The sequence below is a fragment of the Pseudomonas sp. AM4(2022) genome (genome assembly GCF_036346515.1).
GTDB classification, from domain to species: domain Bacteria; phylum Pseudomonadota; class Gammaproteobacteria; order Pseudomonadales; family Pseudomonadaceae; genus Aquipseudomonas; species Aquipseudomonas paracarnis.
In genome coordinates, this window is the sequence record NZ_JAOTNW010000027.1 from 17,302 (window position 1) to 31,371 (window position 14,070).

At 59.7% G+C, this 14,070-nt stretch carries 19 protein-coding genes; 10 read left to right on the top strand and 9 right to left on the bottom strand.

What is annotated here, in order from left to right:
• Positions 1–21 precede the first annotated feature (21 nt).
• A complete protein-coding gene (locus tag ODQ19_RS25045) occupies positions 22–303 on the top strand; it encodes a GNAT family N-acetyltransferase (RefSeq protein ID WP_003189869.1) in 282 nt (93 codons plus the stop codon).
• 69 nt (positions 304–372) lie between these two features.
• On the opposite strand, the gene ODQ19_RS25050 is transcribed toward ODQ19_RS25045, so the two are convergent.
• Positions 373–1,449, bottom strand: coding sequence for a 3-deoxy-7-phosphoheptulonate synthase (locus ODQ19_RS25050; protein ID WP_003189871.1), 1,077 nt, complete (start codon positions 1,447–1,449; stop codon positions 373–375).
• 130 nt (positions 1,450–1,579) lie between these two features.
• A complete protein-coding gene (locus ODQ19_RS25055) occupies positions 1,580–2,014 on the bottom strand; it encodes a PilZ domain-containing protein (protein ID WP_116665468.1) in 435 nt (144 codons plus the stop codon).
• On the opposite strand from ODQ19_RS25055, the gene ODQ19_RS25060 reads away from it, so the two are divergent.
• The 5 genes from ODQ19_RS25060 (at position 2,013) to cysB (ending at position 5,918) form a co-directional block, all read left to right on the top strand.
• Positions 2,013–2,399: a thioredoxin gene (locus ODQ19_RS25060; RefSeq protein WP_116665469.1), complete on the top strand. Its 387-nt coding sequence runs from the start codon at positions 2,013–2,015 to the stop codon at positions 2,397–2,399. The genes ODQ19_RS25055 and ODQ19_RS25060 overlap by 2 nt on opposite strands.
• Positions 2,396–3,358 (top strand): putative 2-dehydropantoate 2-reductase, encoded by a 963-nt coding sequence (locus ODQ19_RS25065; RefSeq protein WP_330211510.1) that lies wholly within the window; start codon positions 2,396–2,398, stop codon positions 3,356–3,358. The genes ODQ19_RS25060 and ODQ19_RS25065 overlap by 4 nt, the downstream gene beginning before the upstream one ends.
• Positions 3,359–3,373: 15 nt before the next feature.
• A complete protein-coding gene (locus ODQ19_RS25070) occupies positions 3,374–4,291 on the top strand; it encodes a 5'-nucleotidase (RefSeq protein ID WP_330211511.1) in 918 nt (305 codons plus the stop codon).
• Positions 4,292–4,339: 48 nt separating this feature from the next.
• Complete coding sequence (locus ODQ19_RS25075) at positions 4,340–4,840, top strand: universal stress protein (protein ID WP_330211512.1); 501 nt, start codon at positions 4,340–4,342, stop codon at positions 4,838–4,840.
• A 103-nt stretch (positions 4,841–4,943) separates the two neighbouring features.
• Entirely contained in the window at positions 4,944–5,918 is a 975-nt protein-coding gene (cysB, locus tag ODQ19_RS25080) for an HTH-type transcriptional regulator CysB (RefSeq protein ID WP_003189876.1), read from the top strand.
• 124 nt (positions 5,919–6,042) lie between these two features.
• Here cysB and ODQ19_RS25085 read toward each other — a convergent pair whose 3' ends face one another.
• Entirely contained in the window at positions 6,043–6,525 is a 483-nt protein-coding gene (locus tag ODQ19_RS25085) for a GreA/GreB family elongation factor (RefSeq protein ID WP_330211513.1), read from the bottom strand.
• Between the two features lie 14 nt (positions 6,526–6,539).
• Positions 6,540–6,908, bottom strand: a complete 369-nt coding sequence (locus tag ODQ19_RS25090) for a hypothetical protein (protein WP_003189878.1) — start codon at positions 6,906–6,908, stop codon at positions 6,540–6,542.
• A 132-nt stretch (positions 6,909–7,040) separates the two neighbouring features.
• Between ODQ19_RS25090 and earP the strand changes: the two genes are divergently transcribed.
• Positions 7,041–8,174 carry an elongation factor P maturation arginine rhamnosyltransferase EarP gene (gene earP, locus ODQ19_RS25095; RefSeq protein ID WP_330211514.1) on the top strand — a complete coding sequence of 378 codons (1,134 nt, stop codon included), beginning with the start codon at positions 7,041–7,043 and terminating at the stop codon, positions 8,172–8,174.
• Positions 8,175–8,223: 49 nt separating this feature from the next.
• Entirely contained in the window at positions 8,224–8,796 is a 573-nt protein-coding gene (locus ODQ19_RS25100) for an elongation factor P (protein ID WP_003172723.1), read from the top strand.
• Between the two features lie 66 nt (positions 8,797–8,862).
• Here ODQ19_RS25100 and ODQ19_RS25105 read toward each other — a convergent pair whose 3' ends face one another.
• The 4 genes from ODQ19_RS25105 to ODQ19_RS25120 all read right to left on the bottom strand — a co-directional run bounded on the left by ODQ19_RS25105 (position 8,863) and on the right by ODQ19_RS25120 (position 12,043).
• Positions 8,863–9,879, bottom strand: coding sequence for an alpha/beta hydrolase (locus tag ODQ19_RS25105; RefSeq protein ID WP_116665474.1), 1,017 nt, complete (start codon positions 9,877–9,879; stop codon positions 8,863–8,865).
• A 27-nt stretch (positions 9,880–9,906) separates the two neighbouring features.
• A complete protein-coding gene (locus ODQ19_RS25110; RefSeq protein WP_003189884.1) occupies positions 9,907–10,326 on the bottom strand; it encodes an organic hydroperoxide resistance protein in 420 nt (139 codons plus the stop codon).
• Positions 10,327–10,559: 233 nt separating this feature from the next.
• Positions 10,560–11,012: a MarR family winged helix-turn-helix transcriptional regulator gene (locus ODQ19_RS25115; protein WP_003189887.1), complete on the bottom strand. Its 453-nt coding sequence runs from the start codon at positions 11,010–11,012 to the stop codon at positions 10,560–10,562.
• Positions 11,013–11,092: 80 nt separating this feature from the next.
• Positions 11,093–12,043, bottom strand: coding sequence for a LysR family transcriptional regulator (locus ODQ19_RS25120; RefSeq protein WP_330211515.1), 951 nt, complete (start codon positions 12,041–12,043; stop codon positions 11,093–11,095).
• Positions 12,044–12,151: 108 nt separating this feature from the next.
• On the opposite strand from ODQ19_RS25120, the gene ODQ19_RS25125 reads away from it, so the two are divergent.
• Positions 12,152–12,901, top strand: a complete 750-nt coding sequence (locus tag ODQ19_RS25125; RefSeq protein ID WP_330211516.1) for a sulfite exporter TauE/SafE family protein — start codon at positions 12,152–12,154, stop codon at positions 12,899–12,901.
• On the opposite strand, the gene ODQ19_RS25130 is transcribed toward ODQ19_RS25125, so the two are convergent.
• Positions 12,891–13,772 (bottom strand): LysR family transcriptional regulator, encoded by an 882-nt coding sequence (locus tag ODQ19_RS25130; protein WP_014717672.1) that lies wholly within the window; start codon positions 13,770–13,772, stop codon positions 12,891–12,893. The two genes, ODQ19_RS25125 and ODQ19_RS25130, sit on opposite strands and share 11 nt — an antisense overlap.
• Before the next feature lie 70 nt (positions 13,773–13,842).
• Here ODQ19_RS25130 and ODQ19_RS25135 point away from each other — a divergent pair, with 70 nt between their 5' ends.
• Entirely contained in the window at positions 13,843–14,049 is a 207-nt protein-coding gene (locus tag ODQ19_RS25135) for a DUF1127 domain-containing protein (protein WP_116665477.1), read from the top strand.
• Positions 14,050–14,070 lie beyond the last annotated feature (21 nt).

Consider the following 14,070-nt stretch of genomic DNA (forward strand, 5'->3'; position numbering starts at 1 on the left):
TCAGACCCGCGAGGAGTAGTGATGAGCGAGGCGTTGTCCATCCACCATGACCAGGCTGGTCATCAGTTCGAGACCAATGTGGACGGTCATCGTGCCTACCTGACCTACATGGACCTCGGGAAGCAGACCCTGGATATTTATCGCACCTTCGTGCCCAACGCACTGCGGGGGCGAGGCATTGCGGCTGCGTTGACCGAGGAAGCCTTGAAGTTTGCCGAAGAGGCTGGCTACACGGTGATCCCGTCGTGCTCCTATGTCGAACGCTATATGGAGCGTCACCAGCGCCATGCCGCGAAGCTGTAACTGACCAGTTGCCAATAAAAAACGCCGGGCTTAGCCCGGCGTTTTTGTGTGCGCGAAACCGGTACAGACTCAGGTGCGCTTGCGCTGGGGCAACACGTCCTTGAGCTTGGCATGCATGCTGCGCAGGGTGGTTTCGGTGGCGGACCAATCGATACAGGCATCGGTGATCGACACGCCGTACTGCAAGTCGGCCAAATCTTTTGGAATCGCCTGGCAACCCCAGTTCAAATGGCTCTCGACCATCAAGCCGATGATCGACTGGTTACCTTCCAGAATCTGGTTGGCAACGTTCTCCATCACCAACGGCTGCAAGGCAGGGTCTTTGTTGGAGTTGGCGTGGCTGCAGTCGACCATGATGTTTGGCTTGATCTTGGCCTTGTTCAACGCCTGTTCGCACAGCGCGACGCTGACCGAATCATAGTTGGGCTTGCCATTGCCGCCACGCAGCACCACGTGACCGTAGGCGTTGCCCTTGGTCGTCACGATGGACACGCCGCCTTCCTGGTTGATACCCAGGAAACGGTGAGGGCTGGAGACCGATTGCAGCGCATTGATCGCCACGGTCAGACCGCCGTCAGTGCCGTTCTTGAAGCCTACGGCCGAAGACAGGCCGGACGCCATTTCGCGGTGGGTCTGGGATTCGGTGGTGCGTGCCCCGATGGCCGACCAGCTGATCAGGTCCTGCAGGTATTGCGGGGAGATCGGGTCGAGGGCTTCGGTTGCGGTGGGCAGGCCCATTTCAGCCAGGTCCAGCAGTAGCTTGCGACCGATGTGCAAGCCGTCCTGGATCTTGAAGGAGTCGTCGAGGTACGGGTCGTTGATCAAGCCTTTCCAGCCGACGGTGGTACGCGGTTTCTCGAAGTAGACGCGCATGACCAGGTACAAGGTGTCGGACACCTCTGCCGCCAGCACCTTGAGGCGCTCGGCATATTCGTGGGCGGCCTTGAGGTCGTGGATAGAGCAGGGCCCGATCACCACGAAGAGACGGTGGTCGGTGCCGTCGAGAATGTCACGGATGACTTCGCGGCCCTTGGTGACGGTCTGCAGGGCAGCGTCGCTCAGGGGGATTTCGCGCTTGAGCTGATCGGGGGTGATCAGGGTCTCGTTGGATTCAACGTTAAGGTCATTGATCGGTAAATCAGCCATCGTGTTACTCGCCAGGGTCACGGGTGCCGGCCGCCAGCTATCCCCGTGCGGCGGGCACAGCATGATTTGAATGCAGGGGGGAGGAACCTTAGCGCGTAACACGGGCCCGCGACAATGGGCAAAGCCCGGTTTAATCCAGCGCTGGCTGCACAACCGCCTCATGGGAGAACTCGCCGGCATGGCGCGATACCCAGTCACGAGCCATGGCTTCAAGTTGTGCAGGCGTTGGCTCGGCGTCTTCGTGCAGGCGGCAGTAACGCTCGATCTGGCACACTTGCTCGCCCATCCGTGCACCGAACAAGGCGTGTTCGTCGGTAAAGCAAATACCAATGCGATAGCCCTGTTCGACTTTGCGGCACCAGGCGACATAGCCCGGATAACGGGCGCTGGGCCCCAGGGAAGGGATATACAGGTCAACCGCCGTGCCGGCGCGCCAGGCACGCGGCCAATTGCAGGCGACGCCGCCGCGGCCGATAGTGTGCAGGCGTTGGCGGGGCAGTGCGGGAGAGGGACGTTGGATCAACTCGACAGCGACATCATCAGGGTGAGGTAAAAAACGACCCATGTACACGGACTCCGAGCGCCGTCCAGTTGACGGCAATGGCAGCAGTATAGTGAAGGAACTGGAATTGACCGACCTGGATATTGACCAGCAATTGCTGGGATTGCCAGGTATTTCGCTGGTAGTGTTCACCAGTGTCGGTTGTGCCAGTTGCCGCTGGGCACGCCAGCAGTTGCCCGGCTGGCACTTGCCGGTGGACCGCGTGTGCTGGGTGGATGCCGGGCACAACGGCGGTGCGGTGGAACGCTACCAGATCTTTCATTTGCCGGCGTTGTTCCTGGTATGCGAGGGTCAATTCTTTGGGCAATTACAGACACGTCTTACAGCATCCGACCTCGCCGAATGCGTAAACCAGGCGCTCAACCGAACACCAGAGGATTTGCCATGACAGCAGTTGCAGCCCCGTCGCCACGCATTGGCATTATTGGCACCGGTGCCATTGGCGGTTACTACGGACTGATGCTGGCGCGTGCCGGCTTCGATGTGCATTTCCTGTTGCGCAGCGAATATGCCGCGGTGAGCAGGCATGGCCTGCACGTCAACAGTACGGTGCATGGGCAACTGCACCTGCATCCGGTTCAGGCCTATGCCTGCGCCGCTGACATGCCGCCGTGCGACTGGCTATTGGTGGGCACCAAGTCCACCGGTAATGTGGACCTGGCGCCAACCATCGCCCAGGTGGCGGCGCCGGATGCCAAAGTGGTGCTCCTGCAAAACGGCCTCGATGTGGAAGACAGCCTGCGTGAACACCTGCCGCCGTCGCTGCATCTGTTGGGCGGCCTGTGCTACATCGGTGTGCACCGTTCGGCCCCCGGCGTGGTCGAGCATCAGGCGCTGGGACGGGTCAACCTGGGCTATCACAGCGGCACGGCGGCCAACGACGAGGTGCAGCAACAGGCGATTGTCGAAGCCGGCGCCGGGCTGTTTCATCAAGCTGGCATCGAGTCCCAGGCCATGGCCAATGTGCATCTGGCGCGTTGGCACAAGCTGGTCTGGAACGTGCCGTTCAACGGCCTCTCGGTGTTGCTGGGCACGGGCACCACGGCCATGATGGCCGATGAGTCCAGCCGCGAGTTGATCCAGGCGCTGATGGCCGAGGTGGTGCAGGGCGCTCATGCCTGCGGGCATGAAATCCCTGCCAGTTACGCTGGGCAGATGTTCGCCATGACAGAAACCATGGACGACTACCTGCCCAGCATGTATCACGACCACCTGCACAAGCGACCGTTGGAGCTGGCGGCTATCTACGCCCGTCCCTTGGCCGCTGCCAAAGCGGCCGGTTGCGAGCTGCCACGCATGCAGGCGCTGTACCAGGCCTTGAGTTTTATTGATCGGCACAACCGCTGATTGGGGGGAACCATCATGGCGAAGGGATTGGGTGACAAGCTGGTGCTGGCGATTTCCTCACGAGCGCTGTTCGACCTGAGTGACAGCCACAAGGTCTACCTGGCTGAAGGGGTCGAGGCTTACCGCAAATACCAGATCGAGCACGAGGAAGAAACCCTCGAGCCTGGCGATGCCTTCCCGCTGGTCAAGAAGCTGCTGAGCCTGAATGCCAGCCTGGGGCGTGCGCGGGTCGAGGTGGTGTTGGTGTCGCGCAACAGTGCTGATACCGGGTTGCGGGTGTTCAACTCGATTCAGCATTACGGCCTGGATATTTCCCGCGCCGCTTTCGTAGGCGGGCGTAGTCCCTATCCCTATTTGGCCGCCTTCGGTTGTCATCTGTTTCTCTCCACCCACGCTGAAGATGTGCGTAGCGCCCTCGATGCAGGGTTTGCGGCGGCGACGATTCTGTCGGGCGGCGCGCGCCGCGCTTCCAGCGAAGAGCTGCGCATCGCATTCGATGGCGATGCCGTGCTGTTCTCCGATGAGTCCGAGCGCGTCTACCAGGCCGGCGGGCTGGCAGCCTTCCAGGCCAGCGAGCGGGAGTCGGCGCGCCAGCCTTTGCACGGTGGTCCGTTCAAGGGCTTCCTGGCGGCACTGAACCTGTTGCAGCGTGAGTTTGCCGATGAGGCCTGCCCGATTCGCACCGCGCTGGTCACGGCGCGTTCGGCACCGTCCCATGAACGTGTGATCCGCACGTTGCGCGAGTGGGATATCCGCCTGGACGAGTCGCTGTTCCTCGGTGGCCTGGAAAAATCCGCGTTCCTGGAGGCCTTCGCCGCCGATGTGTTTTTCGATGATCAGGCCGGCCATTGCGAGAAAGCCAGGGAGGTGGTGGCCACTGGGCACGTGCCCCATGGCATCAGTAACGAGTTGAGAATCCAGACCGAGAGCTAGCTGCTAAGCTCATTCAATCCCCGCCATCCTGGCAGCCCAGGAGGTTTTATGATTCGTTCGATGCTGTTTGCCACGGACCTCGGTCTGTATGCGCCCTACGTGATGCAACATGCGCTGGCGCTGGCGCGAACGTTCAAGGCTGACTTGTATGTGATCCATGTGGTTGAGCCCATCGGGTTGTTCGCTGAATCGGTGTTGCAGAGCTACCTTGATGAGACTGCCCTGAGCGAATGGCAAAGCAAGGGGTTGAGCACGGTGATGGCGACGATTGAACAACGTGTGCTGGACAGCTTTCGCGAGGAGTGGGGGGAAGGGGAGCAGGACCTGCAATGGATTCGCTCGGTCAAGGTGATCCAGGGGGATCCTTGCGAGGTGATTCTCGACCAGTTGCGAAAACTGTCCGTCGACTTGCTAGTCGTAGGCAGTCATAGCCAGGCAACCGGTGTGGCCGTCCCCCTTGGACGTACCGCCGCACGGGTGTTGCAGTTGTCGCCCGTGCCGGTTTACCTGGTGCCGTCGCTGCAGCGTCGGCGCGGTGACGACAGTTGATCGGTAAAAACGATAAAAAGTTCTAGATTTATCCGTCAAACCTTTAATATAGTTATATACCGTCGCTGATACCCGTGGCGTCTATCTGCTTTGAGGGATTCATATGAAGCTTCAACAACTGCGCTACATCTGGGAAGTGGCGCACCACGACCTCAACGTTTCCGCTACCGCTCAAAGCCTCTATACCTCGCAACCTGGTATCAGCAAGCAGATCCGCCTGCTCGAAGACGAGTTGGGCGTCGAAGTCTTCGCACGCAGCGGCAAACACCTGACTCGCGTCACTCCAGCTGGCGAGCGCATCATCACCACCGCCGGCGAGATCCTGCGTAAAGTCGAAAGCATCAAGCAGATCGCCCAGGAATTCTCCAACGAGAAGAAAGGCACCTTGTCGATCGCCACCACTCACACCCAGGCGCGCTATGCATTGCCGCCGGTGATCCGTGATTTCATCAAGCAATACCCGGACGTAGCCCTGCACATGCACCAGGGTTCGCCGATGCAGATTGCCGAGATGGCCGCTGACGGCACCGTCGATTTTGCCATCGCCACCGAGGCCCTGGAATTGTTCGGCGACCTGGTAATGATGCCCTGCTACCGTTGGAACCGCTGTGTGGTTGTGCCCCAGGGGCACCCTTTGGCCAAGCTGCCGAAGCTGACCCTGGAAGCCTTGGCTGAATACCCGATCGTGACCTACGTGTTCGGCTTTACCGGCCGTTCCAAGCTCGACGAAGCGTTCAGCCATCGCGGCCTCACGCCCAAGGTGGTGTTCACCGCTGCCGATGCCGACGTGATCAAGACCTATGTGCGCCTCGGCCTGGGCGTCGGGATCGTCGCCAAGATGGCGGTCGACACCAACCTGGACAAAGACCTGGTGGTGCTGGATGCCAGCGAATTGTTCGAGTCCAGCGTGACCAAGATTGGTTTCCGCCGCGGTACCTTCCTGCGCGGCTTCATGTGCGACTTCATCGAGAAATTCGCACCGCACCTGACCCGCGAAGTAATGGCCAAGGCGATCCAGTGCCACAACAAGCAAGAGCTGGAAGAGTTGTTCGACGGCGTTGAACTGCCCGTCCACTGACCGCGATGACCTTGTAGGAGCGAGCTTGCTCGCGAAGATCGCCAACGTTAACGCGGGGTGCCAGGTTGTATGCGGCGCCCTTGCATTCCTTCGCGAGCAAGCTCGCTCCTACAGGGGCTGTAGGTTATCTGGCCTCGGTCACCGTAAAGAGCTGCCGAGCGCCGGCCACCAGAATCTCCACCTCTTCATCGATACGCTTGCCTAACAGGCCTTTACCCAACGGCGAGCGCGGCGTGATGACGGTCACCGGTTGCCCGACCACATCCACTTTCAAACCCGCCGCATCCGGCGCCAGAAACAGCCATTGCTGACGACCGTCCTCGTCTTCCAAGCCTACCAGCGTGCCTATCTCTATCCCGCGTTGATCATCGTACGCACGTAGCTGCAGTTGCTGGCACAGCACCAGCGATTGCTTGATCTCCTCCACTCGCCGGGCCTGCCCGGTGGCCAGGTACGAAGCCTCCAGGCCGAGGGTGTCGTATTTGTTTTCGGCAATGTTTTCTTCGTGGGTCGCGGTTTCGTAGGCGGTCTGCGCGGCGCGTTGGACGATGTCGAGGTCGACGGTGAGCTTTTCCAGGATCAACTGGAGCACGGCGTGTTTATTCATGGCGGTATCTGGCATCAATCGCAGAATTGCAGGACATTGGCCCGCGTCTTTTCATTGGGAGCGTTCTGGTCTTGTTGCAGCCAGAACTGGCATTTGGGGTTGGACAGGTTACGCGCGTTGCTTCGGGCCTGTTCCAGAGCCTGTTGTTGTTCCTGTTTATGCAGGTTCTGTTGGTACTGTTCGAACAGGCGGTTCGGTGGCTGCGGCTCAACCATCGCCGGTTGGCCCAATTGCTGAACCGCCTGTGCCACCGGCGCCAGGCTCTGGGGGAATAGGTAGCGAGACGCCAGCCAGGTGGTCAGCGCAATGGCGATAAACCCTAGCCACACGCCTGCGGCAATCGCGATGCAGAGCTTGAACAGCGATAACGGACGGTCAGACATAAGGGCCTCCTGGCAGGCATTGACGGCATGGCGGTGATTGTCGCACAGCCTCCGTGCAGAATAATCGCGATCAAGCCTTCTGCATCCACGCATTTATGCGGACAATCGAACCTTTGATCGATGGAGCCCGGAATGAAAGCCCGCTGGGATATTTTTTGCAGTGTCGTCGACAACTATGGCGACATCGGCGTGACCTGGCGCCTGGCCCGGCAGTTGGTGGTGGAGCATGGCTGTGACGTGCGCTTGTGGGTCGACGACCTGCGGGCTTTCGAGCGCATGTGCCCGGACATTGATGTGCAGGTAAGCCAGCAATGGCAAGAGGGCGTCCAAGTGCGTCACTGGCCGGCCGAATGGCCAGGCGCACACCCGGCGGATGTGGTGATTGCCGCGTTCGCGTGCCAGCTACCGCCTGAGTACATGGACCGCATGGCCGAGTGTGAGCGTGCGCCGTTGTGGATGAACCTGGATTACCTCAGCGCTGAAGACTGGGTGGTGGGCTGTCATCGCTTGCCTTCGGTGAAGTACAAAGGTGTGCAGAAATACTTTTTCTTCCCGGGTTTTCGTCCTGGCACCGGCGGCCTGTTGCGCGAAGCCGGCTTGTTGGAGCGACGCCGGGCATTTCAGCGGGATGATGTTGCGCAGCGACAGTTCCTGCAAAGCCTGGGCGTTGCTCCGACGGCCGGCGCGCGTTTGATGTCGCTGTTTGCCTATGAGAATGACGGGTTGGCCGGCTGGCTGAACGTATTGGCAGCCGATGGACGTGGGACGCACTTGCTGGTGCCGGAAGGGCGCATTCTGGGGGATGTGCAACGCTGGCTGGGGGTGAGCAGTTTGTCGGCGGGAGACATTCAGGTGCGCGGCACGCTGACCGTTCAGGTCATTGCATTCGTGCGTCAGGAGCAATATGACCGATTGCTATGGTGCTGCGAATTCAACGCCGTACGTGGCGAAGACTCGTTCGTGCGTGCCCAGTGGGCGGGGAGGCCATTGCTGTGGCACATCTACCGCCAGGACGAAGACATCCACCTGGACAAGCTCGATGCTTTCCTGGAACTGTACACCGCCGCACTTTCACCGGCCGCCAAAGCTGCCGTCGTCACGCTCTGGCAAGCCTGGAACGCTGATGGCGATATGGCACAGTCCTGGAAAATGCTGCTGGAACATTGGCCCGAGGTCAGCCAGCACGCGCAGAACTGGTGTCTGGAACAAGGCTTGCAGGCCGATCTTGCGACGGCGCTGGTACAGTTTTATGAAAGTTGGATATGATACGCCACCTTGATTTTTGTCAATCCCATCCAAATTTCGGATATACGCAATGAAAACTGGTAAAGAACTGAAACCCGGTACAGTGATCCGTCTCGAAAACGACCCTTGGCTGGTTCAGAAAGCTGAGTTCACCAAGTCTGGTCGTAACAGCGCAATCATGAAGACCAAGCTGAAGAACCTGCTGACCGGTTACAAGACCGAAATCGTCTACAGCGCCGATGACAAACTGGACGATGTGATCCTCGACCGCAAAGAAGCGACCCTGTCCTTCATCAGCGGCGACACCTACACGTTCATGGACACCACTGACTACACCATGTACGAGCTGAACGCCGAAGATATCGAAGCCGTTCTGCCGTTCATTGAAGAAGGCATGGAAGACGTCTGCGAAGCTATCTTCTTCGAAGAGCGCCTGGTTTCCGTAGAGCTGCCGACCACCATCGTGCGTAAGGTTGCTTACACCGAAGGCTCCGCTCGCGGCGACACTTCCGGCAAGGTGATGAAGCCTGCCAAGCTGAGCAACGGTACCGAGCTGCAAGTGGCCGATTTCATCGAAATCGACGACCTGATCGAGATCGACACCCGTGAAGGTGGTTCGTACAAAGGTCGCGCCAAGAAGTAATTCTGGCCCCGGCGATACGAAAAAAGCCCGACCTTGAGTCGGGCTTTTTTGTGGGCGTCTACTTGATCACTTCAAGTGTTGTTTCAACTCATCTGATGCTTGCAGTAAGGCCGAACGTACCGCAGGCACCTGGCTGACCACATTGAGCAAGCCGTAGTCGTGGATCATGCCGTTGTAGCGTACGGCTGTCACCGGTACACCTGCCTGATCCAGCTTGCGGGCATAAGCCTCACCTTCGTCACGCAGCACGTCGGCCTCGGCGGTCTGCACCAGCGCAGGCGGCAAGCCTTTGAGCTGCGCAGTTGTAGCCCGCAATGGTGAAGCATAGATCTCGGCGCGCTGAGTGGCATCGGTGGTGTAGTTGTCCCAGAACCATTTCATCATGTTTTTGGTGAGGAAGTGCCCCTCGGCAAACTGGTTGTAGGAGCCTGTGTCGAAGTTGGCGTCCGTCACCGGCCATAGTAGAAGTTGGAACTTGATGGCTGGCGTGCCCTTATCCTTGGCCATCAGGCTGACCACCGCCGCCATATTACCGCCGACGCTATTGCCTGCCACGGCGAGACGTTTGCCATCAACATTGATCTCCTTGCCGTGTTCAGCGACCCACTTGGTTGCACCGTAGGCCTGGTTGATCGCCACTGGGTAATGCGCTTCCGGTGATGGCGTGTAGTTGACGAATACCGCGACCGCCCCCGAGCCCACTACCAGATCACGTACCAGGCGTTCATGGGTCGGGTAATCCCCTAGCACCCAGCCGCCCCCGTGGAAAAACATAAACACCGGCAAAGTGCCCTTGACCCCGGCCGGTCGCACGATGGTCAGGTCAAGCGGCTGGCCGTCGACTTGAATGGTCTTCTGGCTCACATCCGTCTTGGGCAGGGTCAGCTTCACCCCGGCCTGGGCGCCAGTCAGCACCGCGCGCGCCTCTTGGGGCGTCAGTTGTTCCAGCGGCTTGCCGGTACCCGAATTCAATACATCCAGGAAGGCCTGGGTGTTGTGCTCGATATCACCGTTAGCGGCGAAGGCGCTGGTGATAGACAGGGCAAGCAGGGTGCCGGTGAGCATTTTGCCGATCTTTTTCATGTTTCCTCCTGGGGGTGGTAGTGGTCGTTACACGGCTACGTGCAGGCGCACATCAACGTTGCCGCGAGTAGCGTTGGAGTACGGGCAGACTTGGTGGGCGGCGTCGACCAGGCTTTGCGCATCGTCCTGGGCCAGGCCCGGCAGGCTGATGTGCAGGTCGATGTCCAGGCCGAAACCGCCGGGGATCTGCCCGATGCCTACATGGGCAGTGATTGATACGTCATCCGGGATATTGCGTTGGGTCTGGCTGGCGACGAATTTCAGGGCACCGATAAAGCAGGCCGAGTAGCCGGCAGCGAACAGTTGTTCAGGGTTGGTGGCCTGGCCACCGGCGCCGCCCAATTCCTTCGGGGTGGACAGTTTGACGTCAAGGATGTTGTCGCTGGAAACAGCACGGCCATCACGGCCGCCTGTGGCAGTGGCTACGGCGGTATAGAGAGTTTGCATGGGACTTTCCTCGCGGTTGTTTTGCGCAAAATATTTGCGCGCTAAGTAATTTGTAGCGAATATATTCCGCTAATATTTTGCGCGCAAGTTAAATTTTAAAAAGCCGAATTTTTCCGACTGCCGCGCTTAGGTTGTAAGAAGAAAGTGCTTTATGACGTGAGCAATACGGCTCGGACTATAGGACTAATCTGAGCCGTTTAACTGGAGAGGGGGAGTGATGGCTCCGGGCGGTATTACAGGCTGTCTTGAAGGTTGCCTCTCAGCGCCAGCAGATCGTTTTGCAGCGTGCGCAGTTGTTCGATGTCCAACCCGCTGGCGCCGAGGATGCATTGGGGAACATCCATGGCCTTCCCTCGCAACGCGCGGCCGGCGTCCGTCAGTTCCACTACGACCACCCGCTCATCTTCGCGGCTGCGGGTGCGGCTGAGCAGGCCCTCAGCTTCCAGACGCTTGAGCAGCGGCGTCAGCGAGCCAGGGTCGGTCAGCAGGCGGCTGCTGATTTCGCCGACGGTCAATCCATCCTCTTCCCACAGCACCATCATGGCCAGGTATTGCGGGTAAGTCAGGCCCAGGGCTTGGAGCAGGGGCTTGTAGACCTTGGTCATCAGCAGCGAGGTGGAATGCAGGGCGAAGCACAACTGGTTATCCAGCAGCAGGGATTGGCAGGGGTCAGGGTTTTTGCTCATTGTGGTGCCTCGAAAAAACGTGTCTGTGCTGGAATCTAGCGGGCGAATCTTTAATGCGCCAGATAATTCTATCCAAGTGGTCAGACCAGGCCGCTTTGCAATGCCTGATCCCAGGGCGGCACCGGGCTGAAACGGGATTTGAGGTATTCGAGCAATAATCGGCTACGTGCGTTGGGCTGTTGTTCGAGGCGCAGCGCGTAAATGCCGGCGGTTTCGGGGCTGGGCAAGCCGTTTTCACAAAACAGCGGCAACAGTTCTCCACGCACCAGATATTCACTGGCCAACCAGGTCGGCAGGTGCGCGATGCCCAGCCCGGCCAGTGCGCCCGAAAGCAGCGCCTCGGCGTTATTGGCGCTCATGCGGATGCGCCGGGGGCGATAGGTCGTGCGGCGCCCGTCCAGTTCAAAGCGCCAGGCGAACATCGGCGCCAGGCCATCCCAATCGAGGCCGTCATGCTCGCTCAGTTCCCGAGGATGGGTGGGTGTGCCGCGGGTTTTCAGATAGGTCGGGCTGGCACAGGCAATGCGCACGATGCTCGCCAGGGGTGTAGCGATCCGACGAGTGTCGACGATATGCCCGGCGCGCAGCACCAGGTCTACCTTGCCAAGGTGTGCGCCTTGCATATCGACAAAGCTGTCGATCAAGTGCAGGTGCACATCCAGCCCTGGATACACGTTCAAGAAGTCCGCGATCACCGGCGCCAGGTGGCGGCGACCAAACGCTGCCGGTGCATCTACCCGGATCAACCCTTCCGGCGCATGGCTCAGGGATACCGCTTCGGCCCGCGCCAATTGCAGTTCACTGACAATCCGCCGCGCGCGTTCGGCAAAGGCCAAGCCGGCAGGTGTAGGCACTACCGCGTGGGTGCTGCGCTGGAACAGGCGGCTACCCACTGAACCTTCCAGGCTGTCGATTCGACGCGCTACTGCCGAGGGCGTCAGCGGATGACGTCGTGCGGCGGCGGAAAAGCTGCCGGTTTCCATCACATCGAGAAACAGGCTCAGTTGATCGGTCAGAGTATTGGGGTTCATAGGCGAGCGCTTGTGCGAGATTGGCACAGCCATTGTGCGTTGCTGTGCGTTTCCACGCCAGAGTGGACTGCGTAGCATGCCAATCTTGGGATTTCGGAGGTGTGAGCGGTGTTGGATCTAGTGATGTATCTGCTATTGGGCGCGGCTTTGGGTACGGTGGGCGGGCTGTTTGGTATTGGCGGTGGGCTGATTGCTATCCCAGTGCTCGGCGTGCTGTTCGGCCTGGATCAGCAAATTGCCCAAGGCACCGCGCTGGTCATGGTAGTGCCCAATGTGATGCTCGCCCTGTGGCGCTATCACCAGCGTAATCGCATCGAATTACGCCACGCCTTGCCGCTGGGCGTGATGGGCTTCTGCTTTGCGTGGCTGGGGTCGATCTGGGCGGTGGGGCTGGATGCCGGGGCAATGCGCATCGGCTTTATTGTTTTCCTGGTGGCGTTGTCGGCCTACAACCTATTGCGCATGTTCACCCGCAACGCGCCGCCCACGGCGCAGATGCGCTACTCCTGGCCCTGGCTGGGTGTGTTGGGCGCAGCGTCCGGATCCATGGGCGGATTATTTGGGGTAGGGGGCGCGGTGGTCGCCACACCCGTGCTCACCAGTGTGTTCGGCACCACTCAAGTGGTCGCCCAGGGTTTGTCCCTGGCCTTGGCGCTGCCCAGCACCGGTGTGACCCTGGTCACCTACGCCTGGCACCACGAGGTGGACTGGATGATCGGCCTGCCGCTGGCGGTGGGGGGCCTGCTGAGTATCAGTTGGGGCGTGAAAGTGGCGCATGCCTTGCCGGAACGTCTGTTGCGCGGCCTCTTCTGTGGCTTTTTGGTGGTGTGCGCGGTGATGCTGACCTTTAAAGTTTGAAGCCTTCGACGATGTAGTCCGCCAGGCATTCGGTGATCGGCGAGGTCATCTGCGGGTTACGCAGTAAGCGCAGGTTCATCGACGGTAAAGGCGGGAAGCCTTCGTCGCTGCCGAGTACTCGCAGGTCGTCGGTGACCAGGCTTTCCATACTGACCATCGCCGCCAGGCCCGCACTGACCACTGCCAGGATCGCTGCTCCGTTAGAGCTGTGATAGGCCAGGCGATAATCTCGCCCGGCCGCCTCCAGTGCGGCCCGTGCCCAATGAGTGTACAGGCACTCGTCGCCGGACACCGCCAGGGGCAGGGCATCGTGCTCCTCCACACAAAAGCACGGTGATGCTGCCCACACCATGCGTTCGGTACGCAATAACTCACCCAGATCATTGCCTGGCTCGCGGCTGATCACGGTCAACGCCAGGTCGCGCCGTTGCATCAATACGGTCGATGCTTCGCAGTGCATTTCGATCTGGATCAGTGGGTAGGCTTTGGAAAACTGCTTGAGGATCCCTGGCAGAAAACGCATCACGTAGTCATCCGGCGTGCCAATGCGCACCAACCCCACCATATGCGGCTCGCGCAGGGTATTGAACACTTCGCTGTGCAATTTCAGGATGCGCCGCGCATAACCCAACAGCACCTGGCCTTCGGGCGTGAGCCGTACCTGGCGGCCATCGCGCTCGAACAGTTTGCGCTGCAGCACGTCTTCTTCCAGGCGTTTCATCTGCATGCTGACCGCCGATTGAGTGCGGTTGACCTGCTCGCCGGCGCGGGTGAAACCGCCCTGGTCGGCAATGGCGACGAAGGTGCGCAGCACGTCTGTGTCGATGCTGGGATAGGCGGACAATTGATCAATCTCCGAGATGTAATGCATAAGAAACATTCGTTGGATTGATCATAATGCCCGGCACACACTGTCGTCATCCCCACTGGAGGGCGAGAAGATGAAAGGTCAAAAAGGTTTCATATCGACGGATAAATGGCCATTTGCCGGGCTGTTTCATACGTTCGCGCGTTGGCAGTTGTTGCATCAGGAGCGCCAGATGCTGGCGACCTTGAGCGATGAAGCACTCAAGGACATCGGGCTCAACCGCGCCGATGTCGCGCAGGAAAGCCACCGGCATTTCTGGGAAGACCCGCTGCGAAAATAAGCCAGAATGCAGTAGGGTAGG

Coding starts and splice junctions, on each gene's coding strand:
- ODQ19_RS25070 (WP_330211511.1), top strand. CDS start 3,374: ATGGCGAAGGGATTGGGTGACAAGCTGGTGCTGGCGATTTCCTCACGA.
- ODQ19_RS25110 (WP_003189884.1), bottom strand. CDS start 10,326: ATGCAAACTCTCTATACCGCCGTAGCCACTGCCACAGGCGGCCGTGAT.
- ODQ19_RS25050 (WP_003189871.1), bottom strand. CDS start 1,449: ATGGCTGATTTACCGATCAATGACCTTAACGTTGAATCCAACGAGACC.
- ODQ19_RS25105 (WP_116665474.1), bottom strand. CDS start 9,879: ATGAAAAAGATCGGCAAAATGCTCACCGGCACCCTGCTTGCCCTGTCT.
- ODQ19_RS25055 (WP_116665468.1), bottom strand. CDS start 2,014: ATGGGTCGTTTTTTACCTCACCCTGATGATGTCGCTGTCGAGTTGATC.
- ODQ19_RS25085 (WP_330211513.1), bottom strand. CDS start 6,525: ATGAATAAACACGCCGTGCTCCAGTTGATCCTGGAAAAGCTCACCGTC.
- ODQ19_RS25090 (WP_003189878.1), bottom strand. CDS start 6,908: ATGTCTGACCGTCCGTTATCGCTGTTCAAGCTCTGCATCGCGATTGCC.
- ODQ19_RS25060 (WP_116665469.1), top strand. CDS start 2,013: ATGTACACGGACTCCGAGCGCCGTCCAGTTGACGGCAATGGCAGCAGT.
- ODQ19_RS25120 (WP_330211515.1), bottom strand. CDS start 12,043: ATGAACCCCAATACTCTGACCGATCAACTGAGCCTGTTTCTCGATGTG.
- cysB (WP_003189876.1), top strand. CDS start 4,944: ATGAAGCTTCAACAACTGCGCTACATCTGGGAAGTGGCGCACCACGAC.
- ODQ19_RS25045 (WP_003189869.1), top strand. CDS start 22: ATGAGCGAGGCGTTGTCCATCCACCATGACCAGGCTGGTCATCAGTTC.
- ODQ19_RS25100 (WP_003172723.1), top strand. CDS start 8,224: ATGAAAACTGGTAAAGAACTGAAACCCGGTACAGTGATCCGTCTCGAA.
- ODQ19_RS25075 (WP_330211512.1), top strand. CDS start 4,340: ATGATTCGTTCGATGCTGTTTGCCACGGACCTCGGTCTGTATGCGCCC.
- ODQ19_RS25135 (WP_116665477.1), top strand. CDS start 13,843: ATGAAAGGTCAAAAAGGTTTCATATCGACGGATAAATGGCCATTTGCC.
- ODQ19_RS25130 (WP_014717672.1), bottom strand. CDS start 13,772: ATGCATTACATCTCGGAGATTGATCAATTGTCCGCCTATCCCAGCATC.
- ODQ19_RS25065 (WP_330211510.1), top strand. CDS start 2,396: ATGACAGCAGTTGCAGCCCCGTCGCCACGCATTGGCATTATTGGCACC.
- earP (WP_330211514.1), top strand. CDS start 7,041: ATGAAAGCCCGCTGGGATATTTTTTGCAGTGTCGTCGACAACTATGGC.
- ODQ19_RS25115 (WP_003189887.1), bottom strand. CDS start 11,012: ATGAGCAAAAACCCTGACCCCTGCCAATCCCTGCTGCTGGATAACCAG.